This is a genomic window from Chryseolinea sp. T2, from assembly GCF_037203685.1.
In the GTDB taxonomy this organism is placed as follows: Bacteria; Bacteroidota; Bacteroidia; order Cytophagales; family Cyclobacteriaceae; genus Chryseolinea.
The window spans coordinates 1087301-1110900 of sequence record NZ_JBBCAU010000002.1 but is presented as its reverse complement, the minus strand read 5'-3'; the positions used below and the strand labels follow the sequence as shown (position 1 = coordinate 1110900).

The 23600-nt window shown below is 46.7% G+C and carries 28 protein-coding genes; 12 read left to right on the top strand and 16 right to left on the bottom strand.

The genetic code is table 11. The annotated features are described in order from the left end of the window. Positions 1–17 precede the first annotated feature (17 nt). From WBG78_RS09355 to WBG78_RS09340, 4 genes are all read right to left on the bottom strand, one after another. Positions 18–593 carry a DUF4256 domain-containing protein gene (locus tag WBG78_RS09355; RefSeq protein ID WP_337326140.1) on the bottom strand — a complete coding sequence of 192 codons (576 nt, stop codon included), beginning with the start codon at positions 591–593 and terminating at the stop codon, positions 18–20. 81 nt (positions 594–674) lie between these two features. Next, positions 675–1067 (bottom strand): DoxX family protein, encoded by a 393-nt coding sequence (locus WBG78_RS09350; RefSeq protein ID WP_337326139.1) that lies wholly within the window; start codon positions 1065–1067, stop codon positions 675–677. After that, the gene (locus tag WBG78_RS09345; RefSeq protein ID WP_337326138.1) at positions 1051–1542 is read right to left on the bottom strand and encodes an SRPBCC domain-containing protein; all 492 of its coding nucleotides are present in this window, start codon (positions 1540–1542) and stop codon (positions 1051–1053) included. The genes WBG78_RS09350 and WBG78_RS09345 overlap by 17 nt, the downstream gene beginning before the upstream one ends. Before the next feature lie 4 nt (positions 1543–1546). Further along, on the bottom strand, positions 1547–1870 hold the full coding sequence (locus tag WBG78_RS09340; protein ID WP_337326137.1) for an ArsR/SmtB family transcription factor: 324 nt from the start codon (positions 1868–1870) through the stop codon (positions 1547–1549). Positions 1871–2013: 143 nt separating this feature from the next. On the opposite strand from WBG78_RS09340, the gene WBG78_RS09335 reads away from it, so the two are divergent. The 9 genes from WBG78_RS09335 to WBG78_RS09295 all read left to right on the top strand — a co-directional run bounded on the left by WBG78_RS09335 (position 2014) and on the right by WBG78_RS09295 (position 8205). Further along, entirely contained in the window at positions 2014–2775 is a 762-nt protein-coding gene (locus WBG78_RS09335; protein WP_337326136.1) for an SDR family NAD(P)-dependent oxidoreductase, read from the top strand. A gap of 82 nt (positions 2776–2857) precedes the next feature. Beyond that, on the top strand, positions 2858–4153 hold the full coding sequence (locus tag WBG78_RS09330) for an acetyl-CoA hydrolase/transferase family protein (RefSeq protein ID WP_337326135.1): 1296 nt from the start codon (positions 2858–2860) through the stop codon (positions 4151–4153). Between the two features lie 283 nt (positions 4154–4436). Further along, positions 4437–5036 carry a hypothetical protein gene (locus WBG78_RS09325; RefSeq protein WP_337326134.1) on the top strand — a complete coding sequence of 200 codons (600 nt, stop codon included), beginning with the start codon at positions 4437–4439 and terminating at the stop codon, positions 5034–5036. A gap of 50 nt (positions 5037–5086) precedes the next feature. Continuing rightward, positions 5087–5368 (top strand): hypothetical protein, encoded by a 282-nt coding sequence (locus tag WBG78_RS09320; protein ID WP_337326133.1) that lies wholly within the window; start codon positions 5087–5089, stop codon positions 5366–5368. Positions 5369–5571: 203 nt separating this feature from the next. Continuing rightward, on the top strand, positions 5572–6180 hold the full coding sequence (locus tag WBG78_RS09315; RefSeq protein WP_337326132.1) for a YdeI/OmpD-associated family protein: 609 nt from the start codon (positions 5572–5574) through the stop codon (positions 6178–6180). 78 nt (positions 6181–6258) lie between these two features. Next, positions 6259–7095: a chromate resistance protein ChrB domain-containing protein gene (locus tag WBG78_RS09310; RefSeq protein WP_337326131.1), complete on the top strand. Its 837-nt coding sequence runs from the start codon at positions 6259–6261 to the stop codon at positions 7093–7095. 307 nt (positions 7096–7402) lie between these two features. Further along, complete coding sequence (locus WBG78_RS09305) at positions 7403–7717, top strand: hypothetical protein (RefSeq protein ID WP_337326130.1); 315 nt, start codon at positions 7403–7405, stop codon at positions 7715–7717. A gap of 110 nt (positions 7718–7827) precedes the next feature. Then, positions 7828–7992: a hypothetical protein gene (locus WBG78_RS09300; RefSeq protein WP_337326129.1), complete on the top strand. Its 165-nt coding sequence runs from the start codon at positions 7828–7830 to the stop codon at positions 7990–7992. Then, positions 7993–8205: a putative quinol monooxygenase gene (locus tag WBG78_RS09295; RefSeq protein ID WP_337326256.1), complete on the top strand. Its 213-nt coding sequence runs from the start codon at positions 7993–7995 to the stop codon at positions 8203–8205. Between the two features lies 1 nt (position 8206). Here WBG78_RS09295 and WBG78_RS09290 read toward each other — a convergent pair whose 3' ends face one another. Then, a complete protein-coding gene (locus WBG78_RS09290; protein WP_337326128.1) occupies positions 8207–8830 on the bottom strand; it encodes a TetR/AcrR family transcriptional regulator in 624 nt (207 codons plus the stop codon). A gap of 89 nt (positions 8831–8919) precedes the next feature. On the opposite strand from WBG78_RS09290, the gene WBG78_RS09285 reads away from it, so the two are divergent. Then, entirely contained in the window at positions 8920–9387 is a 468-nt protein-coding gene (locus WBG78_RS09285; RefSeq protein ID WP_337326127.1) for a hypothetical protein, read from the top strand. Beyond that, positions 9384–9941, top strand: a complete 558-nt coding sequence (locus WBG78_RS09280) for a cupin domain-containing protein (RefSeq protein ID WP_337326126.1) — start codon at positions 9384–9386, stop codon at positions 9939–9941. The genes WBG78_RS09285 and WBG78_RS09280 overlap by 4 nt, the downstream gene beginning before the upstream one ends. Before the next feature lie 12 nt (positions 9942–9953). Here WBG78_RS09280 and WBG78_RS09275 read toward each other — a convergent pair whose 3' ends face one another. Further along, positions 9954–10598, bottom strand: a complete 645-nt coding sequence (locus tag WBG78_RS09275; protein ID WP_337326125.1) for a hypothetical protein — start codon at positions 10596–10598, stop codon at positions 9954–9956. Between the two features lie 89 nt (positions 10599–10687). Here WBG78_RS09275 and pdxR point away from each other — a divergent pair, with 89 nt between their 5' ends. Next, a complete protein-coding gene (gene pdxR, locus WBG78_RS09270) occupies positions 10688–12064 on the top strand; it encodes a MocR-like pyridoxine biosynthesis transcription factor PdxR (protein WP_337326124.1) in 1377 nt (458 codons plus the stop codon). A 44-nt stretch (positions 12065–12108) separates the two neighbouring features. Here the strand turns inward: pdxR and WBG78_RS09265 are convergent, their stop codons facing one another. From WBG78_RS09265 to nuoI, 10 genes are all read right to left on the bottom strand, one after another. Continuing rightward, positions 12109–12945 carry a 5'-3' exonuclease gene (locus WBG78_RS09265; RefSeq protein WP_337326123.1) on the bottom strand — a complete coding sequence of 279 codons (837 nt, stop codon included), beginning with the start codon at positions 12943–12945 and terminating at the stop codon, positions 12109–12111. Between the two features lie 9 nt (positions 12946–12954). Beyond that, the gene (locus tag WBG78_RS09260; protein ID WP_337326122.1) at positions 12955–15012 is read right to left on the bottom strand and encodes a CehA/McbA family metallohydrolase; all 2058 of its coding nucleotides are present in this window, start codon (positions 15010–15012) and stop codon (positions 12955–12957) included. Between the two features lie 92 nt (positions 15013–15104). After that, positions 15105–16010: a hypothetical protein gene (locus WBG78_RS09255; RefSeq protein WP_337326121.1), complete on the bottom strand. Its 906-nt coding sequence runs from the start codon at positions 16008–16010 to the stop codon at positions 15105–15107. An 81-nt stretch (positions 16011–16091) separates the two neighbouring features. Further along, positions 16092–16961, bottom strand: a complete 870-nt coding sequence (locus WBG78_RS09250) for a pirin family protein (protein ID WP_337326120.1) — start codon at positions 16959–16961, stop codon at positions 16092–16094. Between the two features lie 116 nt (positions 16962–17077). Then, positions 17078–18520: an NADH-quinone oxidoreductase subunit N gene (locus tag WBG78_RS09245; protein WP_337326119.1), complete on the bottom strand. Its 1443-nt coding sequence runs from the start codon at positions 18518–18520 to the stop codon at positions 17078–17080. After that, complete coding sequence (gene nuoM, locus WBG78_RS09240) at positions 18507–20051, bottom strand: NADH-quinone oxidoreductase subunit M (RefSeq protein ID WP_337326118.1); 1545 nt, start codon at positions 20049–20051, stop codon at positions 18507–18509. The genes WBG78_RS09245 and nuoM overlap by 14 nt, the downstream gene beginning before the upstream one ends. An 11-nt stretch (positions 20052–20062) precedes the next feature. Then, positions 20063–21946, bottom strand: a complete 1884-nt coding sequence (nuoL, locus tag WBG78_RS09235) for an NADH-quinone oxidoreductase subunit L (protein WP_337326117.1) — start codon at positions 21944–21946, stop codon at positions 20063–20065. 56 nt (positions 21947–22002) lie between these two features. Further along, positions 22003–22311, bottom strand: a complete 309-nt coding sequence (gene nuoK / locus WBG78_RS09230) for an NADH-quinone oxidoreductase subunit NuoK (protein WP_337326116.1) — start codon at positions 22309–22311, stop codon at positions 22003–22005. Between the two features lie 141 nt (positions 22312–22452). After that, positions 22453–22977, bottom strand: a complete 525-nt coding sequence (gene nuoJ / locus WBG78_RS09225) for an NADH-quinone oxidoreductase subunit J (RefSeq protein ID WP_337326115.1) — start codon at positions 22975–22977, stop codon at positions 22453–22455. Positions 22978–23081: 104 nt separating this feature from the next. Then, positions 23082–23597 (bottom strand): NADH-quinone oxidoreductase subunit NuoI, encoded by a 516-nt coding sequence (gene nuoI, locus WBG78_RS09220; RefSeq protein WP_337326114.1) that lies wholly within the window; start codon positions 23595–23597, stop codon positions 23082–23084. Positions 23598–23600 lie beyond the last annotated feature (3 nt).

Sequence of the window (23600 nt, the reverse complement as noted above, 5' to 3'; positions counted from 1 at the left end):
CCCTAATCACAAAAGATTTACACTCTCAATGCGCAGCGAAAGCCCCTCGCTGCATAATATGATTCCGCACCATTGTGATAAATGAAGATGTGATCGTAACGGCGATCGCCGAAGATTGCCCCTCCCCGTTTACGTATTTCAGAAGGCGTAATTATCCAACTCGAGGTCTTAGTATCGAAGTCACCAAGTGTTTGCAATTCACGATATTCATCTTCTGTCAGAAGGGTAACTCCCATTTCTTCGGCCATACCCAAGGCGCTGTTTGCAGGCTTGTGTTCCTTTCTCGACTCTAGCGCCTCATGATCATAACATACGCTTCTTCTCCCCTTTGGACTTTCATCAGCACAGTCGAAAAAAATGTATTCATCCGTTTTCTTATCGTATCCAACTACGTCCGGTTCACCACCAGTGCGCTCCATCTCATTAAGGGACCAAAGTTTTGCTTTATTCTCAGATAACTTCTTTTCCAACTTATTCCAGTCGATTCCTTTGTGTCGTTTTGAATACTTCCCGAAACGCTTCTTCAGTGTTTCCAGAAGTGCTTCTTCCTGTTCTAGGGGAAGTTGTCTTTTGCCAGTGCTGCTTTTCTTCATATCGGTATCTGGTTGCGGTTAATTAACGAGACCAGGTTATATTAGTTAATGTCATAAGAATTCAACAAATTTTCTCACCTGCTATTGAAAGGTGAGCGACAATCTGCGCTCAGCCGGCCTGAAATACCACGAGACAACGGTGAGAACCAAAAGAAGAAAAGGTGGAAACGTTTCTCCAAATGAGTGTCTTAATACCAAGTGAGACCAGACGGCGCCCGACATGATGAAGAAGAATCCGGCGTATGCCCATTCCTTCAACAATAAGAATCTTGGCACGAGTACGGCCACTACACCCAGCAGTTTCCAAACGCCGAGTATAGTAAGAATATAAACAGGATACCCCATGTTAATAATGAAATCTGTGTCTTCTTTCACTCTTAAGAGCTGGACGATACCAGTTGATAACATACCCAATGAAAGCCATAGCGTTGATACCCAATAGATGATCTTATTTACTTTATTTCGATTTAACATAACCAGTGATTTTAAGTTTACTCAATACTTCCTGAAGACGGCCGTGCGCCATATTGATCCCTTGCTTGAAGGGAAGCTTTAACATTTGATCACGAAATTCAACCGACTTATAGACAATCAACATACTGAGCTTGCTGGTATCTTCGGTGAGCTTTTCGAATTCCAGAAACTCAAGCTGAACAGGAAACGGCGTATTTTCCATTTGGAACGTTCTGATGATTCGCTGGTTCGGAGTGAATTCGTGAATAACCCCATTTGCCCTAAAGACAACATTACCATCGGCATCCTTCTTTTCAAACTGCCATCCACCGTGCTGTTTATTCTCGAGCTTCAACACTTTGTTGTCCATCCACTGTTCCACAATTTCTGCTTCAGAATAGGCCATAAACAGCAACTCCAAGGGCAAATCAAATTCGCGCGTGATGAGTATATTCTGCTTGCCTTCTTCGACGTCCAATTTTGTTTTCAGTTCCATAACGTTATTTTTTTGGTTTATACTTTTTCATGATGGATTCTAACTTATTAAATCGGTCATCCCACAGTTTGCGGAATGGCTCAATAAAGTCGGCGATTTCTTTCATCTTTTGGGGGTTCAGGTGATAGTGAATTTCTCTTCCGTTCTGGGTTTGTCCAAGGATTTCACACTCGGTAAGTATTTGAATGTGCTTGGAAATTGTTTGACGGGATGAGTCGAACTTCTCCGCAATCGCGGTTGGCGTCATGGCCTGAAGTGCGACGAGTGCCAAAATGGCTCTACGCGTCGGGTCGGCAATTGCCTGAAATACATCTCTTCTCAGTTCCATTGGATATGCAGCTATTTGACTGCTAAAATATATGCAGTCATTTAACTGCGCAAGAAAAAAGTAAACTTTTTTTATTCTCTATTGGATCTCCCGGGGCACATCTCTATGTTTTGAGCGCAATCAAAGGCATTAAATCTTGGCTTATGTCAAAAATTCTGATTACAGGATCTGCAGACGGACTTGGCATGATGTCAGCAAAACGACTACTCACTGAGGGACATTCGGTTATACTTCATGCGCGAAATGAGAGCCGTTCGATGCAGGCTCTGCAAAGTATTCCCGGTGCGCTTGCTGTTGTTACAGGTGACCTCTCGCGAACCGATCAAACGATTCGACTTGCCGAGCAGGTTAATGAATTGGGTATACTCGACGCGGTTATTCACAACGCCGGTGTATATCAGGTATCGCCAAGGGAAATATTCGCTGTCAATACTATTGCTCCCTACATTCTGACATGCTTGATCAAAATGCCGAAGCGGCTGATCTATCTGAGCTCAGGTATGCATATGCATGGCCATCCAAACTTCGGGAATTTCAAACGTGCACAGGTCAGCTATTCAGATTCAAAGTTGCACGTTGTGATGCTTGCAAAAGCTGTAGCCAGAAAGTTGCAGAACGTCTACTCCAACGCTATTGATCCAGGCTGGGTGCCAACGCGAATGGGCGGCCCCGGTGCGCCTGAAGACCTTCATAAAGGTTTTGAGACCCAGACGTGGCTCGCCGCCAGCAACGATGAACAAGCGAATGTGAGCGGGCGTTATTTCAAGCACAAAACCGAACGACGCTATAATACCCTGGCCGATGATCATTCACTGCAGGAGGAATTACTGGCGCAATGCAAAGGTGTTACGGGTATATCGTTTCCCGCCGGGAAGCCTGATAAAGCTGACAAAAATCAGAATTAAAACTGACGTAGGGGGATTAAAAATATCCTCGTCAAAGTCATTTTTGTAATGACATAATAAAGCGAACAAAATTCTATCCTCTATGAATTACATATCAGGCAAAGAAGCAATTAAATTAGTCAAGCCAGGTCAGCGAATATTTGTTCATGGTGGCGCTGCCACTCCTCATTACCTCTTGAAAAAGCTTGCCGAACGGGCAGATGAACTTTGGAACGTCGAGGTGGTTAGCATTAGTTTGCAGGGCGATGCTGTAATCGCAGAGCGGAAATACAAGGATAGTTTCAGAATAAATTCTCTATTCGTATCTCAGAACATCAGGGAAGCAGTAAATGATGGGCGCGCCGACTATGTGCCTATCTTTCTTAGCGAAATTCCAATTCTATTTAAGAGAAATATTCTTCCTCTTGACGTCGCTCTTGTACAGGTATCCGTGCCTGATAAACATGGCTATTGCTCGCTCGGGGTGTCCGTGGACATCGCAGCGACCGCTGTTAAGACTGCAAAGACGGTTATTGCGCAAGTCAATCCCCGTATGCCCAGAACATTAGGTGATGGAATCGTCCGAATTGACGACTTCGATGCCGTAGTATATGCAGAACAGGAACTCCCGGAGGTCAGCTATGGACACTCTATAAATGAGATATCCATGCGCATTGGAGCATATTGCGCCGAGCTTGTAGAAGACGGGGCAACTCTTCAAATGGGCATTGGCTCCATTCCAGATGCCGTCCTTGCCAGTCTTACAAATCATAAGGAGCTCGGCGTTCATACTGAAATGTTTTCCGATGGAATCATTCCGCTCATTGAGAATGGAACTATCACCAATCAGCACAAGAAGAAACACAGAGGTAAAACGGTTACATCCTTCTTGCTGGGCACGCGTAAATTGTATGATTTCGTTGACGACAATCCTGCAGTGGTAGCACTGAACATAGACTATGTAAACGATACCGCAGTAATCCGCACCAATCCAAAAGTGACCGCTATCAACAGTGCCATAGAGGTCGACATAACGGGCCAGGTATGCGCAGATTCGATTGGCACTTATCACTACTCCGGCGTTGGAGGACAGATGGACTTTGTTCGCGGAGCTTCACTCTCCGAAGGCGGAAAGCCGATCATTGCCTTGCCCTCGACTACTTCTAAAGGTGTCAGCCGAATATCGCCCCTGCTGAAGCAAGGAGCTGGTGTGGTTACAACACGGGCGCATGCCCACTACGTTGTCACGGAATATGGCGTCGCTTACCTATATGGAAAAAATCTCCGGCAAAGAGCCAAAGCATTGATTGACATTGCACACCCCAACCATCGTGAATTCCTCGAGAAAGCTGCTTTTGAAAGGTTCCACACTTACGAATTCGAGAGAACTCTCTATTAAGGCAGACAGACATGGATCAACGATGACGAGCGCCAACGTGTACAAACTGTTTAGAGTACCGTTGGCATTTTTATTAATCGCGTCGTTGCTCGGCCTTTTACTCCGTAGTCAACAGATTGCTCCGCTCAAAGGGATTGTTTATAGCTACCTGTTGCATGCCCATTCGCACGTCATGTTTCTAGGCTGGGTTTTCAACGTGCTTATCCTTGCTCTGACTTCCGAATTCGCCGAAGTAAGGTGGTTCCGATTTATGTTCTGGGTATTGCAATTTTGCGTTCTAGGAATGCTGATATCATTCCCGTTGCAGGGTTATGGGACTTACTCCATTATACTGTCCTCTGTTCACACTTTGTGCTCATTTGCCTTCATCATCTTGTTTTTCCGCGCTACAGCCTGCAGTTCATCAATTGCCCTGATACTGGCAAAGACTGCGTTATTGTTCTGTGCGCTGTCTTCAATCGGCCCATTTGGACTAGGATATTTCAAATCGAATGGGCTTGAACATTCTAACCTTTATCGCTTCGCCATTTATTTCTATTTACATTTTCAATATAACGGCTTCTTCTTTTTCGGAATCCTGAGCCTGTTCATCAAACTAATGGAAGACAGTCCGCAGCCCCACTCTGGAAACCGGGTTCGTCGAGCGTGCTATGTCCTGGTTGGCGCCTGCGTTCCTGCATACTTCCTTAGCATACTGTGGTCCAGACCTTCTGTAGTTTTCAACGTTATTGGTTTTTTAACGGGTGCGGTACAACTGGCTGCATTCTGCATGATTTTGCAACCGATAAAAACATTTATTAACCATGCTCATCTCAGTAGCGCCGCGCGATTGCTTTATTCATTGAGCTTTGTCGCCCTGGCCATGAAATTTATACTTCAATAGTTTCGGCCTTTCCTGCTGCAGCGCAGCTTGCAAACGAATTCCGCCCCATTGTGATTGCATACCTTCACGTGGTGTTGTTAGGATTCACCTCGTTCTTTCTGTTCGGATGGATGATTCAGAAGAAGATAATTCCAGCTGCGGTAAGAACAAGCACTAGGTTGCTTGCCGCAGGATTCATATTGTCGGAGATATTGCTTGCGATATTGCCCTGGAGTGAACGCTTCGTTCACGAAATAACGATACCGCTACTCAAAGTAATTCTTGTATTGTCCGTACTTATGGCCGCATCAATCGCTACGATGACTGTAAAGGCGTATCGCTTGAGAAGTTAAGCATTACGCCTTCACTCTTCCCCATGGGCTGTCAATTCTCGCGAAAATAAACTTCCTTTCTACTTGTGCGAATGCTGCTGAAAGTGCAGAAAACCGGGTAAAGATGTGCGGACCCAGAACTCCGTGCTATATTGTGCGTACATAGCCTTCGATCCGAGGCTGGACAATCTGGACCTAAACGGGTGAAAAGCACAGGTAATGTTATGTCAAGGGAGAAAACAACTGATGGCAATAAGGAAGAAAGCATTGCAACATTTTACCCTACCAGCAATAAACAATGGAGGCAATGGCTGCAAAAGAATCACGACAGCAAAACTGCGGTATGGATAGAATGCTACAAGAAGAATGCAAATATGCCAACCGTTGTATGGAGCGATGCTGTAGATGAAGCACTTTGTTTTGGATGGATTGACAGCACCAGAAAGTCAGTCGGCAATGACAAATTTATCCAATACTTCTGCCGACGCAAGCGAAATAGCGGGTGGTCGAAGATCAACAAGGATAAGGTCCAGCGCCTGATTGAAGAAGGTCGCATGAGCCATGCAGGCTTAAGATGCATTGAGCAAGCAAAACAAGATGGTTCCTGGGCCGCCCTTGACGGAATAGAGAACCTTGAAATCCCGTCGGAATTGAATGCCGTACTCAGGAAGAATGCAAAAGCAAAGGCGTATTTCACAGCTTTGAGCAAGAGCAAGAAAAAGATGATTCTTCACTGGATAACGCTCGCGAAGCGACCTGAAACACGTCAAAAGCGGGCCGATGAATTTGTGGTCCTGGCCCGTGAGAATCAGCTTCCCCCGCAATTCAGATAATGCGCTACATTAATACACCTTCCTGACAGATAATAGATATACATTGAGAAGTTTAATGGACATGCTGAAAAAAGCCTCATGAAATGGATTACGAGAGAGCGACCAAAAATTGATCGGATAGCCTGTCCGTGGCTGATCAAACGATTTGTCGATCCCGATGCTGAATTTATCTATGTTCCGTTTGATCAGGTCGCAAAACAGGCAGAGGCTCTAAACGCCATTCCTTATGATATCCCTGGAGTGGAATATACTCACTATGGAGATGAGTGCACGTTCGATTACATTGTCAAAAAGCACAACATCGGCGACAAAGCCGTTCATACGCTAGCCCTGATTGTCAGAGGAGCCGATACAGATAGGCATGACGTTGCCGCACAGGCATCAGGTCTCTGGGCCATCTCAGCCGGCATCGCCCATAACATACAAAACGACCACGAATTGCTGACGCAAGGCATGGTGATCTACGACGGGCTTTACACGTGGGCCAGGCTGCTTCAAAACGAAAAACATACACAAAATCCCTTTGAAAATCTTCTGCTCGACGTATATAAAAGATTTATTGCTACAAAGGGCAAGAAGGTTCCTGACTGGGCTAAGGAATTAAAGGAAATAATTCAAGACCAGATTGATACTAACCTCACCCTTAATCTGAAAGAAATCTCCCAAAGCCTGAATGTTCATCCAACCTATTTGTCCCGGGAGTTTTCAAAGTACTTCGACAACCTTAGTTTCGGTGACTACATCCGGAAACTTCGTATTGATAAGGCACTGGATCTACTGAAGGATTCCAAGTACTCACTTGCTGAGATTTCATATCTCACAGGATTCTCCGATCAAAGTCACTTTACAAGAACCTTCCGAAAACACACTGGCAAAAGCCCGGCTTCATATCGAAAGGAGTTGAGCAAAAAGTAATAACCCTGGCCGGAAGGGATTGCCCCTCAAGTCTTTAAAATCACCTACCCTCGGTCTCTCTATTTATCCAGATTGAAATATGCAATAAACAATACATTCACTTTGCTATTCAAAGTACTTTTGCATACCTTTGGATCACCGTATAAAGAACGATTATCCAGGTCTGGAAAATGACCTGGCGCACTTTCAATTCTACCGCATAGTGTGAAAAGCGTTGTGTGAGTCAGAACAAAGAAGAGCGTGGGAAAACTATTGGCGTAAACAACGAACACCTCAATACTGATATTAACTCAAACTACTTCAGGATATGAACGAATCACAAACTGCAACCAGTCCCGCCGGCATTATTTTCAATGGCCTGAGCATACTCTTTGGATTACTTGCCTTTGCTATTGGAATCGTAAATACGTTTTGGGGGAATGACCCTGGCTTTGGTATATTCATCATTGTGCTTTCGTCCATCTTCTTCCCTCCTGTCACTGCGCTTATACGCGAAAAGACCGGTCGACGCATTCCAGGCTATTTAAAAATTCTCCTGGCATTATTCATCCTCTGGGCAGCACTCGGTGTGGGTGAATTATTTGACAAGATCAGATTAATGGTGATTGACCTCCGCTCTTAAAGAAAGCGCAGCTACCAAGAGACGCAGCAAATATTTTGCTCGGATTTTCAAGCTACCCTGGCTTCATTGCATAAATTAGTTGGCACAATTGGCCATGCAAAGCCTGGAATATGAAGATGCTATTTCCTCTATTATTATTCACAACAATGCTTATTACAAATGCGGCGGCTCAAACCGACAAGCAAATCGTTCGATTGGCGAACCTTAGTATAGATCCCAATCAGCTCGAACGATACAACTCATTTCTCAAGGAAGAAATAGAAACGTCGTTATAGATCGAACAGGGCGTAATAACAATGTACGCTGTCGCGGAAAAGAAGAATCCATCTGCAATCACCATACTTGAAATCTATGAAAACGAGGAAGCTTATAAAAAGCACATTCAAACGCCTCATTTCCTTAAATACAAGAATGGAACAAAGGATATGGTCCTATCACTCGAACTGGTAGAACAACAACCTCTCGTACCAGGAATGAAACTAAAATAATTCAGATTTGAGCCAAATAGTCTTCGAGGTACCGACGACCTTTTGTCGTGCTGTATGGCAAAATGATCCTTGCAACCATTCTTAAGTAATGCCTAGCTTGTTCATCCTCTGACTCCTTGCGAAACGACACTACCGCTTCCGATATCCAGAATCTGGCGATAAGGCTGATCGTTGATACCAGGCAGGCAATTTCTTCCTTATCCGCATTCAATAACTTTTTCGCTACCAGCGCCTGAACATTCTTACTCCAGGTGTCGCTTCGTTCGGATTGCGTCTTATTGTAGCGTTTTGCAATCAGCGGGTTTCGTTGCATGATATGCACAAAGCTCAACATCAGACAACGATATTTCAGATGATTTTCAAATACCCGGCTTAACATGTCCAGGAAAAGGGGCATAGTCATGTCATCAATAGGCACGATGATTTTCGAGTTCTCTTCCGCAAGGAGGAGCGACAAGCGATTTACAAGATCGTCTTTCGTTGGGAAATAATAGTTGAGGTTGCCTATGCGGATGCCAAGTGCGGCCGCCAACTCCCGCATGCCTACATATTCAATTCCATTCTCGTTAAACATTTTTAGCGCAGTCTGCACGATCTTCTCTTCCAGTGGTTGGTTAGTTTTCATAATAATTTGGGCAATGCCCTAACTTTTCCAAAGAACCTCCGTTAATTAGGGCACTGCCCAAATATCATAAATAAAGATCTAATAAAAACATGCTACGACTAATTCTGTTGGGAGCGTCCGCCGCGACTGCCGCCGGCCTCCTGTTTGTCAATCTTTACAACTCTACTGTGGATGCCCCCAACTGGGGTGCCCATATTCCCGGCTCCATTGAGGCGGCACGTGCCTATTTCTCGGTCGCAAATCCCGGATCATTCTTCAGGATTGCTTCACCTGTCAATCAGGTACTTGCCCTTCTAACGGTAATTCTTTGCTGGAAAAACAATCGCTATATTGCTCTGGGTGCACTTGCTTTCGCCGTACTCGCCGACGTCATGACGTTTAGTTACTTTTATCCCCGTAACGAAATCATGTTTATCGCTTCTATCGATCATCATGCAATTACAAGTGCCTGGAACGAATGGTCTACAATGAATTGGCTACGTAGCGGCCTCTGTCTCGCCAACACTGTTTTTGCATTCGCACTGCTGACCCTTAACTCAAAAAAAACAGCGCAATGAGATACTCGTATCCCCATACTATTGACAATGGTCACGGCGAAGAAATCACCTTCGTTCGATTCATCTCCACTAACGATGGTGGGATTCTTGAAATAGAAAACAAAGTTAAACCCGGTGCCGGCCCTCCTATGCACGTCCATCATCTGCAGGATGAAAGTCTGACAGTAATTCAGGGAAAGATAGCGGGCCAGGTATTGGGCGAAAAAACCACCTACCATGGCCCGGGTGAAACTGTGACATTTAAAAGAGGCGTTGCACATCGATTTTGGAATGCAGGCGACGACTTACTCATTTGCAGAGGTTCGGTGAGTCCTGCATACAACCTGGAATACTTTCTTACTGCCATTTTTGAATCGACCAAAGGAAACAGAACGCCCCGACCACAATTCTTTGATGGAGCCTTTTTGCAAACGCGTTACAAGTCCGAATTCGACCTCGTGGAGATTCCTGGCTTTGTAAAAAGGGTTGTGTTTCCTATTGTCACTCTAATTGGCGGCCTTACTGGCAGTCATCATAAGTTCAAGGATTGTCCTCATCCGGTTCGGCAACAGTAAATCGTCGGTTGTTTAGTTACGTGCTTCTGGTGAACCCGTCGCTGGAATACGATGCGAGACATTCGTCATATTCATTTCCCACGACTTACCATTGTCTTCTGAAAAGGCCTGACTCCAGACTGGATTATCAGGATCGGTCTTGTCCCACTTAAACATTACAAGGATCTTCTTTCCCTGAAAAACATCCTTGCAATAGAAGGTACCAACATCTCCCTCAAAAGAACCAACAACGGGAGGATCCAGCTTTCCGATGTTGCTATCCACCCAATAGAGACTCCACAAATGAGTGTTGGGATCGAACAGTCTTATGGTAAGACCTTCATATGGAGTATTTCCAGACATATTGTACGACGTCTTATAAAGATCTACGTTTCCCTGGCCATTGAGCATTGACCCCCAGTTCTTATCCGACGACTTGTACTCAATCCATTCAGTACATCCGTTCAACCTGCATTTCAGTCTACGATTGTCCATCGTCCATTCGCCTGAAAGAAAGTCGAAGTCATGTTTGGAAGAATTGGCGGAGGCTTTAATAACAAGTTCGCCTTTGATGTCCACACTGGCGTTGACCATTTTAAAGTTCTTTTCGATCTGCGCGGTGGCCACATTAGCTGCCAGAATACAGGCAATAGCAAAAACCATTATATGCGTTTTCATAGGTGTGAGTTATTTATCTGGAAGTGAAATTAGGTTAACTTTGCACCCATCAACAGGTGCATATTTGATCAATTTAATGGGTGCAGATTATGATACCGGCAATTGAGCAAGGCGATGGTCCCCGCTACAGGCAGATCTACGAGTTTTACAAATCAGCGATACTAGGTCAGCAGCTGCTATCAGAAACAAAGCTCCCCTCCTACAGGTGGCTGGCGAAACAGATTGGCGTATCTAACAATACTGTCCTGCAGGCCTATGATCAGCTAACGGCAGAGGGATACTTGAGAAATGAACCGCGGAAAGGGTTATACGTCAACAAGATTGAAATAAAAAAGTGGCAATTACCGCGTCCAGTTACGGCTCAGAAACCGCGGGCAGCAACGCGTAAGATGCCATTCAGCGCTTCAGTTCATTTGGTTGACCAGGTCAACTTTCCCATACGGCAATGGAGAAAGTCTGCCAATATCGCACTCGACAATATCAGCTATCAATACGAAGAACACGAGAGCAATGATACGCTCAAAGAGGAACTGGTGAAGTACCTCTACAAGTTCCGTGGCGTTAATGCCAATCACGAACAACTTGTAATTGGATCAGGCACCAGCACGCTGCTCTTCTGGCTGGCCTTCGTACTGCGTAAACGCTGCTCAAAATTGTTGTTTGAGAATCCGGGATATACCCGTGTCCGAAATCTCTTCGAAGAATTTGGCTATCAAATAAGTCCTCTTTCAGTCACGACCAACGGCGTAGACCTTCAGCGCTTAAAGAAATTAAAGGCGGATTTACTCTATCTGACGCCGTCTCACCAATACCCGACAGGAGTAGCATTGCCTGTGAGTCACAGACTTCAGATACTTGAATGGGCAAAACGGACTTCAGCATTCATAATTGAAGACGATTTTGATTGTGAGTACAGATACAAGACCAAACTGATGCCTTCACTCCAGGCATTAGATGCATCAGGTAATGTCATTTACATAGGTACGTTCTCAAGTGCGCTGATGCCGTCGCTGCGCGTTGCCTATATGGTACTCCCTCAACCGCTGCTGGAATCTACAATGCCATTTCGATATCTTACAAATACGGTATCCTATGTAACAAGAAAGACGCTGGGCCTGTTCATGGAAGGTGGCCATTGGGAAAGCCATCTGAGAAAGATGAATAAAATCTATCGTCTCAAGTACGAGGTTTGCATACAGGCACTTCGAAAGCTTCCAGCAGATAAACTACACTACAACAATAATCCATCCGGGCTGAACATCTTTCTCAGACTGTATACACCACAAACAGAGTCAGAAATTGTAAAACGTGCAGCAGAACAGGGCATACTCGTTACGCCAGCTGGACAGTTTTACATGGATAAGAAGCGACGGAAGCATCCTGAAATTCTTTTTGAGTTTGGCAGCTTACCCCAATCAGAAATTGAGGGAATCATTAATAAGCTTTATAAGGCCTGGTTTTTGTAAGGTGTCGGCTGAACACCATCAACTCTGGTGGTGTCCAGATCACTCTACAAGTCATTCAACTTCTTCCAGGCGGCTTCTGCCCGGGTCAGGAGCCGTGGGTCGCCGATCTTATCAACTGTTCTACTAAAGTTGTCAGAAGGGCCGCGCCAGCTGAGCTCATCGACATCAGAAAACAACGGTGCATCTGTACGCAGCGTAGCAAGTCGTTTGAACAATAACGCGGTGTCGCGCTGCTTGCCCAATACATTCTGAGGAAACTCTTCAATGGAACCATACTCGTTAACTAAACGCGCCGCACCTGTTTTTCCGATGCCGGCGATCCCAGGATAACCATCTGCGCTGTCTCCTACGAGAGCGAGATAATCGGGAATTGATTTTGGGTCGACACCAAACTTCGTGCGCACTGCGCCTGCATCGCGGATTATTTTGGCCCGACGGTCGATCTGAACAACGCGGTCGTCGACTACACATTGAGCGAGGTCCTTGTCCGGCGTCCAGATACAAACCTTGAGTACGCGGGAATCACCGGCCGCAAGGTACGCCGCAGATGCGAGTCCATCATCAGCCTCTAGTTCTTTCATGGGCCACACAACGATGCCCATAGACGTCAATGCATCTTCCAGTGGATGAAACTGCGACCAAAGCACACGATCGATACCGGCTCCTGTCTTATAGTAAGGCCATAGATCGTTTCGGAATGATTCAATTACATGATCAGTTGCTACTCCGATATGAGTCGCGCCATCTTCGATCATTTTCAATACATCATGTAGCACACCGGCAACTGCACCTAATGGCTTGTCTTTTCCCTTATTAAAACTCCGTAATCCGTAGAAATGACGAAAGAGCTCATACGTACCGTCAATTAGATGAATCATCATACTGCTAAACTATTTCCTTATTCTGGCTATCTGCTCCTTCGCCGTATTGAATCCCCGTCTCACATGATCACCCGATCGCGATAACGCCGACTGTATCTTGTCTGAGCTCAGGTCCTGACCTTTCTTCCACAACATCGATGCCACCTGAGAGGCGACGGCCTCATCAAAAAAATCGAGTCTTTTGAACAAACCATCCATATCACTGCTGTATTGAGACAATAATCTGGTCGCGTAATCAAAAGCGCTCTCCTGACCTCCATTGCCGTTAGAGTCAACCCAAACCGCGCCGGTACCCGCATAGAACCTGGGCGTCCAGTCAGGTCCCGAAGGCTGATACGGCCTGGCTATAGGCCAGAAGGGCACGTCGCCTGCCTGTCCCTGTACAATTGCCGCAAAGAAAACATCATTCGAAGGCAAATCTATATCCCAGGAAAAGGCCTGCCGAATAGGTGATCCTTGTTTCATTACAACTTTCTCGTCTCTGATTTTAACACCATTCATATATAGCGTCACTACTTCAGCTTTCGACCATGACGGTCCCGATACATCAATCCGAACATCAACCTTCCCCTTTCCTTTTGCCAGAGTGCCAGGACCATAACTTCCATTCACGATTATGGAAGCCAGCAATCCACAACTTACCATTACCTCACCGTTCCTGATTGCGCGCATGGCCTCAAGGATGTTGATGCTGTCGGGGCGATCGTCTCTGGCTTTCGCATACGTTCTCCCCTGGCCGACTATAAAACGGTTAACATCGTGTGAGTCGCTGCTTCCAATTGGGGTTAGCTTTTTGCCTGCGTTTAACATCCCGAACCAATCCTCAAATAACAGAAGATAGTTTGTTTGCTGGGAACCGGAATTGATAACTTCCATTGCATTACCCGGCATAATCCATCCGTCACGGTCAGATCCTGTAATTGACACGTGGCGCGAAGGATCGAACGGTCTGAATGCGTTGTGTACGTCGCGCGCGTGATTCAGTATCACGACTTTGTCTGGCCCAGCCGTTGAAACAGCCTTTGAAATATCGCGCCAGGTTTTTCCCCGATGTTCAATGACCGGGCTCTGAGGAGAAACATTGAGAACATTAAAGTGACCTACCGATGTTGTCACTTCATCCCCGATTACCGGCGTCATTTGAACATCCGGATTCTTCATCATTACGGAATCCAGTATCGGTTTCAGGTCAACATAAATATTGTGATCTGTCACCACGGGAAGTTCGATGCCCTCACCTGCCAGAGTGAGCACGCGTTCGCGCATAGTCGCATCCCCATGCCCCGAATGGGTGAACGTGTGCACATGCGTATCCACCGAGATCCAACCCTTGGTATCCACCTCTCTGACAAGAACGAAATGGTGTTTCAATTGGTCGCCAGGCGCAACAACCAATAATGTTGAATCCACTCCATACTCAAATCCACGGGTGGCATAGGCGACATATTTACCAGCCGGCACACGGATAGAAACCTCGCCGGCAGTATATAGACATCCAGCCCGCGCTGCAACATTTCTTTGATCGCTGATCAGAAACGTCTGAAGGCTTCTATTCTCGTTGACCAGTGTGATTTTTGCCGGGATAGCAAGGCTATCTGCTCCTGTTACCTGAAATTGCAGAGAAGCGGTCATGAGGTTATCTACCACACCCCTGTGAAGTTTGATCGCACCGACTAAAATGTCATCAGCAATCTTCTCGTTCGAACGAATTGTGAGGATATTGCCTTCATTCTTCAACACGCTGGCGGGAATCGTAAAGTATGTTGTAGTCTTCTTCTCGTCCTGAACCAACTTGCCAATCTCAGCATCATTCACAAGAACGCTCCATAACAACTTCACATCGTACTGTGTCAGTTCGAGCGTCTGGTCTGAAGCGCCTGCTTCGCTTGAGAAATTAACTGTGAGCTCAGAAACAACCCGATTCGGAAATGAGCTCCATTCGCGTTCCTCTGCATTGCGTAAATGAACCATGTCGCGGCGCAACTCAACAGCCTGAGCATATGCCCCCGAACTGGCAATCCAGAACAATACACTTAGCAATTCGGGTTTGGGAAGATCTATTTTCATAAACCGGGAAATAGTCCGCAGCGATTCAAGACGTCGTGCCTGTATATCGTTGCCTCTTATTGTAAAGATAGCCAAGCGTTCTTTATGAACAGCTACCTGCCTGTCCTTTGAATGATCTCGTTCAGTGCCGGCTCAACAGCATACAGGTGAGACATGCCAAACACCACAAAAACCCGATCATGCAGGACGAGCGCTTGCTCGATGCTGGAAAGCAATGCCTCGTCGCGGACAATCTTTGTTTTGCGCCCAACATCTCCCAGCATCCCATCGTCTGTGAGGTAAAACTCGTACACCTTCACAAGACTGTCGAGCGAGAAACTTTTGCCTAGATAACGTCGATAAATCGACTTGAGAGTATCAAACGACTCCTCTTCTTTGGTGAGCTCGAGCCCTGCATCCTGAATGTAAGGAATAAGCTCGTGCTTCCAACCTTCTTCGAGCGACATTCCGGGATAATAGCCGTCCTTGTATCCGTTCAGGAACCGCTCAACGGCCATGTATAGATATATCTGATCTTTGGGAATAGTTTTCTTCAGAGCGCTCATCTCTTCCCGCTCATTCAAATCCCCACTCAGCATAGGTATCCCGGAGCTATCGCACAATACTTTCAGCACGCCGGTTTCGCCGTTAAGCAGAATAGCAGAGTCTACCGATGCATAATGGCGGTCTTCCGGGATCGGCCCACCTTCATGAAAAGCAATATCCGGATGAAATGTATTGAACAGACTTCTAAGCTGCCTGAATTGCGTATGATTTACATCACGCACATGCGTCGCACCAAAGAACAGAACCTGCTTCTTTCCATTACCCAGTAGAATGTAGGGCACTGAATAGGAACCAGTAGAATCATATTCGTCCCGGATCTTTACATTAAGAGTATCCAGGAACAATTTGACGGTCCTGTAATCACGAACGGAATATGGTGATTGAACTTTTTGCCCTGACTTGGTGCACGACAATGTTGCAGCCAGCATGAGGACAAGTATTTTGTTCTTCATCGTAATGGCTAAATGCTAAAAATAGCGAATCAGCACCAGGAACAAAATTCAGTCAGCTCACGCTGGCGATATTAAGTAAAGCTAGTAGGCGAACTTGTGGTCCTCAGCTACCTCGAGTATGTGTTCCATTTTTCCATGCCTGAAATCGGCATACAATTGTTTGATCTCGTCAAGCGAATCGGCAATAAAAGGCCCATGGCTTACGATCTCGTGCTTCTGAGGCAAACCGCCGTAAAGAACAAATTGTGCACCCTGCGGACCCGCTGTTACCTCCAATTGACTGGCTGATTCATCATCGTACAGATCAAGCCAGGCAACTTCATCCGTTTTGACATTGCTTTCATTTCCAACTCTGACGTCACCGTCGAGCACATACAGGAATGAATTAAAGTTTGCCGGAATTGCTTCTGTCAACGTGGCGCCTGGAGCAAGCGTGATAGTCGCGATGATCACTGGCGTGTAGTTTTTAATTGGCGAACTCAGTCCTGCAAATGAACCACTGTACAGCCTGATCGCGGCACCATCAACGGTTCTTGTGGGCGCATGTGAACCCTTCATCCGCTGAACACGAGGCAATGCGTGCCTGTCCTTCTTCGGAAGGTTAAGCCAAAGTTGCAGCAAGCGAAACTTCTCCTTCTTGGTGATGACCTCTGTATGAACGACGCCCTTACCCGCGGTCATCATTTCAAAATCACCGGCAGTCATCGCCTCAGGTCCATCACCCAACGTACCCTCTAACAGTAGGGTTACAGTTTCGAATCCAGCATGGGGATGGGGACCGCCCGCAGGTTCATCGTCCTTCTTGTCCAGCATGTCGTCCATCAGTATGATGAAGGGATCACTATGCTCGTAATCTGATTGTATTACAGGCCGTGCTATATGGCCATTGCCGAGGAAACCGGGATGTGAAGGCGGTGCATAAACCCAGGCAGCCTTTCTCTTTATTGTCATAATCGGAAACGGAATTTAATGTTATGGTAAAAACTTCCTTTCCCATACAACGCAAAAGCCGACAAAATGGCTCACCAAAAGTGCCCCTGGTTTCCTGGAGGAAACCGGCAAAAGGTTCAATAACTTGCTATAAATGTTCTGATCAAAGTGATCATTCCGTGGGGGAAAATGCCCATCCACAACAGGGTAAGTGTAAGTGCCGTCATCGTAACGCCGCTTACAGCATAGAAATACGGATGCAGCTCTGTCGCCTTATCGGTCTCAGTTTCAGCTTGCTTCTCGAACATCACCGCGATCAGTTTAATGTAATAGTAGAGTCCGATCGCACTGTTTAAAACTAACATCACCACGAGCAACCAATGATGTGTATTCACGCCCGCAGCAAGAATGTAGAACTTACCCACGAACCCTGCAGTGAGTGGAATTCCGGCGAGTGATAAGAGCATGGTAGTAAATACGGCTGCCGTCCAAGGGCGCTTCCAGAACAGGCCGCGATAGTCGTCAATTAATTCTGCATCGCGGTCTTTATCGGAAAGCCCGGCCACAATTCCGAAAGCACTCGTTGTCGTAATGAAGTAGGCAACGAGATAAAAACTCACAGCCTCGACACCCAACGATCCACCTGCAAGAAACGCCACAAGCAGGTAGCCGATATGCGATATGGATGAATAGGCAAGAATGCGCTTTACGTTCGTCTGCTGCAGTGCGAGGAAGTTCCCTGTAAACATCGATGCAATTGCCACCACGGTGAATATGGTAATAATGGAATCATGATGACCATTCACCTGGGTAAAAAACCTGACCAGCAACGCCACCATTCCTCCTTTCGATACGGTAGCAATAAAGGCAGTGACCGGTGCAGGCGCTCCTTCATATACGTCGGCGGTCCACATATGAAAAGGCACCACGCCTAATTTAAAACCTATCCCTACGATCATCATTCCGATGCCCAGCAACAACATGAGTGGCATAACGGGGTGGCTGGATAAGAAATTCGCAATAGCGCCGAATTCCATCGATCCAACAACTGTGTATACGAGAGCCATACCGAACAAAAGAAACGCTGACGAGAATGCAGCAAGAATGAGATACTTGATACCTGCTTCGTCTGAACGTTCCCGTTTCCGTAGATAAGCAATCATGGAATAAAGCGAAACGCTCAATATCTCAAGCCCCAGGAACACAGAGACAAAATGTTTGCTGATCACCAATACTACAGAACCCAGCGTGGCGAGTATAAGAAGGATGTAGTACTCTTCCTTTCGTTCCTCGCGCTGTTCAAAATAGGCATAAGACAGCATGGTCACTGCCAGCGCAATGGCAAGAATCAGTGCCACGTTGAACGTACCAAAACCGTCGAAGATGAAAAGCGGTTCGATCCAGTTCGTTGTCTTCGCACTGACGTTAAGTACATAAAACAAGTCGGCCAGCAGCGACACCGTGGTGATCACATAGATCACTTTATGATTGCGCTTTACCGCGATTGAAAACAGGATAAGGATCGAGGCACTGGTTAGAATAAACAGCGGCACTACATGGAGAAAGTCAGCGTAAGTCATGGTCACCTCCTTGCTTTATTGTTGCGGTCGGTACATCTGAGTTTATTACTGGAATGCTCTTAAGAATGTTTGTCATGGCAGCCCGGGATGTATCCAGCACGAATTGTGGCATCAATCCGAGCAAAATGATCAGCACCACCATTGGTACCATAATCAGTTTCTCGCGGCCGGAAAGGTCAGGCAGTTTGTCTTCTGCAATCTCTGACTTCGGCCCATAGAACACTCGTTGCATGATCCTCAGCGAATAGATCGTTGCGCCGACAACACCAATTGCACCCAGCACTGTCAGTGTTCTGTTCGCCTGCCAGGAGCCGATCAGTGTGAGAAACTCCGCGACAAAGTTTCCGAGACCGGGAAGGCCGAGTGAAGCCATTACGAACACGAGCGATATGCCTCCGAGCCGCGGCATGCTTTGCCAGAAGCCACCCATACGGGTAATGTCGCGGGTATGAATTCGCTCCGACAACAAACCAGCGATGAGAAACAATGCCCCGGTGCTTATGCCGTGTGTAATCATCTGCATCACCACGCCCTGAAGTGCAAGCTCGTTGAATGAGAATGCGCCTAGCATAACAAATCCCATGTGACTAACGCTTGTGTAAGCAACGAGCCGTTTGAGATCTGTCTGGGCAAAGGCAAGGATGGCGCCATAAAGTATACCCAACACTCCGAGTGCCATTGCCCACGGAGCAATCTCATGTGATGATTCCGGAAACAAAGGAATAACGAACCGGAGGACTCCGTACGCGCCTGTCTTTAACAGCAGACCTGCCAGTATCACGCTCCCGGCAGTTGGGGCCTGTGAGTGCGCATCGGGCAGCCAGGTGTGAAAAGGCACGACCGGTAACTTAACTGCAAATGCGACCAGAAAGCCAAGCATGATCCACCGTGAGGTATCCGGATCCATCGGTGTATCCAATAGCAGCCTGTAGTCGTAGGTGTACTGACCAGTAGCCGCACCGTGAACAAAGTACAGGGCAAGAATTGACAACAACATTAACAAGCCGCTCGCCTGAGTATAGATGAAGAACTTGAAGGCTGCGTAACGCTTGTTCTCGTGTCCCCAGATCCCAATGAGAAAATACATCGGTATGATCATTACTTCCCAGAAGAAGTAAAGGAGGAACGTGTCCATGGTCAGGAACACTCCGCAGATACCCGCCAATACCCACAATAAGTTAAAATGAAAGAATCCAACCTTGTCCTGAATCTCTGTCCATGAGATTAGCACCGCCGTGACTCCAAGAAAGAAGCTTAGCATGAGCATCAGGAGACTTAATCCATCAAGGGCAAGGCTGAAACTTATTCCAAACTCCGGTATCCACGACACCGAGTAAGTTATTAACCATCCATCTGTACCTGTCGTAAATGCACTGCCGCGATATTGCCACCACAATGCGCACGAAATTATAAGACCTGCCAGCATTGTAAAAAGTGTTACCCATCGTGGAAGATCTTTGCCCGACATCTGCGAAATCCAGGCGAGCAAGCCACCGCCCATCAGTATAGTTATTAACCAAAGGAGTATCATAGGCGAAGAGATTAAGTATTGATCAGCATTGAGATCGTAACCACCATGATCGTTCCTATCACAATACCCATCATGTACCATCGCATGATTCCACTTTGGGTCCAGGCGAACAACCGATGAAAGTAATTCGTGATTGCCACCATTCCGTCTGATAATCGATCGGCGACATCATTCTTGTTGATCGTTGCTATTCCGACGAAAGGACGTACGAACAATGCGTTGTATACCGCGTCGAATCCCCATCCCGCGAGCCAGTACGTGCGCAGTCCGCTGAAATAGGTTTTCACCGGAGGCAGCAGATGCGGCTGTTGAATGTAGAAGAGGTACGCTATATAAATTCCACCAAACGTAAACAGGGCAGCACCGAGCTGAACGATCCACTCGTCATGAATTAGTGCTTCGTTCATTCTCACTTCGGGCAGCACGGGATTGAGATAATCCGAAAACAGCTGGACGTGGCCCAACGTATGGGGCAATTCAATAAAACCGGCTACGGTTGATAATACAGCCAACACAATCAATGGCAAAAGCATAGCTGTTCCGGCATGATGCGCCGGATGCGTCTTCTCTTCTCCCCAGAAGGCGACGAACACCATTCTGAACGTATAAATCGCTGTAACAAATGCGCCCGTTAAAGCAGCAGTGAATAGCCATCCGTTTCCTTTCTCCCCTGCAAGCGCAAGCCAGAGAATCTGGTCTTTACTATAGAATCCGGCCGTAACCAACGGTATGGCTGCCAGTGATGCTGCGCCAATAAGAAAGGTCCAGTAAACTGTTGGCATACTTCGTCGAAGTCCTCCCATCCTGAAAATGTCGTGTTCATGGTGCAGCAATGCAATCACGGTACCCGCGCCAAGGAACAGCAGAGCCTTGAAGAAAGCGTGGATCATGAAGTGGAAGATAGCGGCTGACCACGCTCCTACACCCAATGCAAGGAACATGTATCCGATCTGACTAATCGTTGAGTAGGCAAGTATACGCTTAAGATCGTATTGCATCATCGCACTGCAACCTGCAAGCAGCAATGTGAGTGCCCCTACCGTTGCAACAGCCTGCTGCGCAGACGGCGCAAGCTCAAAGATGACATGCGTTCTGGCAATGATGTACACACCGGCCGTCACCATGGTTGCGGCATGTATAAGCGCACTCACAGGCGATGGCCCGGCCATCGCATCCGGCAACCATGTCTGAAGCGGAAGCTGTGCAGATTTTCCTACAGCGCCTCCTAACAACAGAAACGCGATGATCACCACGGTCTCAGAGCCTACAGTGAATACCTGAGGCGCTCTGGCTGATATTTCTCTGAAGTCAAGTGTGCCCAGATGCTGAAACAACATGAACAAACCAATCGCAAGCGCGGTATCGCCGACGCGGGTCAGGATAAATGCCTTGCGTGCCGCATGACCGTTCTTTTCTTCGCGGTACCAGAATCCGATTAACAGATAACTGCAAAGTCCAACACCTTCCCAGCCCAGGTACATAACAACCAGGTTACCCGCCAGCACCAACATCAGCATGGAGCCTACAAACAGGTTCATAAAAACGAAGAACCTGGCATAACCTTCGTCGTCATGCATAAACTCTGACGAATAAATATGAATAAGAAATCCGACGAAGGTGATCACGAATATGAAGACCAGCGAAAGTACATCGAGCGAAAGCGTGATGCCGATATCCAGCCCGCCAACATTCATCCATCGCCATAATGTTTGCTGAAAATAAGGCTGACCAGAAGACAAAAAGTCTATCCCGACCACAGCCGTAGCCAACGCGGCGAGACCGATGCTTCCTGCCCCTATCAGCGGAACCTGCTTGCGCGAAATCATGGAGCCAACGAGGATAAGCAGAGTGGCGCCGAGATACGGCAAAATGGGTATTAACCAAAGTAATTCCATAGTGTGAGTCATTAATGATCTACAAATCGCATCGGCGAACCCTTCCGGTCCGGTGCCTATCCTCTCATTGTATTCGCGGCATCACTGTCAAGCGTCTTCAATTGGTGGTATATCTGCAATATCAACGCGAGGCCTACCGAAACTTCGGCGGCAGCCATCGTCAGAATAAAGATGAACATCACCTGACCGTCTGCCTGCACCCAGCGCGCACCAGCGGTAATGAATGCGAGTCCCGCTGCGTTGAGCATAATCTCCACCGAGATCAGCATGAAAATAATATTGCGTCTTATTAAGACACTGATCAGTCCAAGCATAAACAAGATGCCGGCCAGTATCAATCCTGCTTCTACGGGTATCGGTTTCATGCATTTAGTATTTGATTGTTAAAAATTGAGATTTCACTTAACTTCGCTTCACTACTTTATGGCGAGGTCATTCATCAGTCATACTTCAGTTAATGAATCTATTTAAACGACCTGACATAAATTCATAGCTCCTGCCACGACTCATGGCTCCTGAACCTCAAGAAATCTGTGCACAACCTTCTTCTTTTGTCTTCCCAGGTGATAAGCTCCTACGATACCTGACATCAATAGAATCCCGCTCAGCTCTACGCCGATTACATAAGGACCATACAGACTGAGCCCCACAGCTTTTGCATCAAGGGCCGGTTGCTCAATAGCTCCGGTGTCTGTCGTTGAAATGATATATATCAATTCAGCAAGGAGGATAACAGATAGAATGGCAGGTCCAATCAGCAACCTTCTCGACATCCATTGACGTTCCTGATCCACAGACTCCTGTTTCAGGTTTAGCATCATAATCACGAAGATGATGAGCACCACGATCGCCCCGGCATACACAATCACTTCAAGTGCCGCCATAAAGGGCGCTCCCAGGACATGAAACACTATGGCTATTGCCAGAAATGATATGACCAGGTACAGAAGTGCGTGAATCATGTTGTAGCGGGTGATCACCATAATGGTGGCCAGCACTGCTACCGATCCTGCTATATAGAATGTTACCATGACTGTATTAACCTTTGATTTGAAATGATGGACCTATTAAGAATACCAATTCAATTATTACTTGCTTTATTCACTCCATTGCATTTGAGGTACGAGCGCAGGCGTTAAGGCAGCAAGCTCTTTACATCCACCGGTTCTGACTCATTGATCGCTTCGCCTTTGTCTTTGCCTTGAATAGACATTCCCGCCACTTTATAATAATTGTATCCAGGATACTTACCAGGACCATCAATCAGCAGCTCATGCTTTTCGTAAACAAGATTTTGCCGCGCGTACTCACCCATTTCAAAATCAGGGATTAACTGAATTGCCAGCGTAGGGCAAGCCTCTTCACAGAAGCCACAGAAGATGCAGCGTGAGAAGTTGATCCGGAAGAAGTCAGGGTAACGTCGTCCATGTTCATCTTGTGTGGCCTGAAGCGAAATGCAATCAACAGGGCATGCGGCAGCACAGAGATAACATCCAACGCAACGTTCTCCCATGTCGGGGTCACGCGTGAGCACGATGCGTCCACGCCATCGCGGAGGAAGCTTTACTTTTTCTTCAGGGTATTGAATTGTCTCGCGTTTATGAAACATATGAAGAAATGTGATCCACATGCTTCGGATGATACTGAACATAAT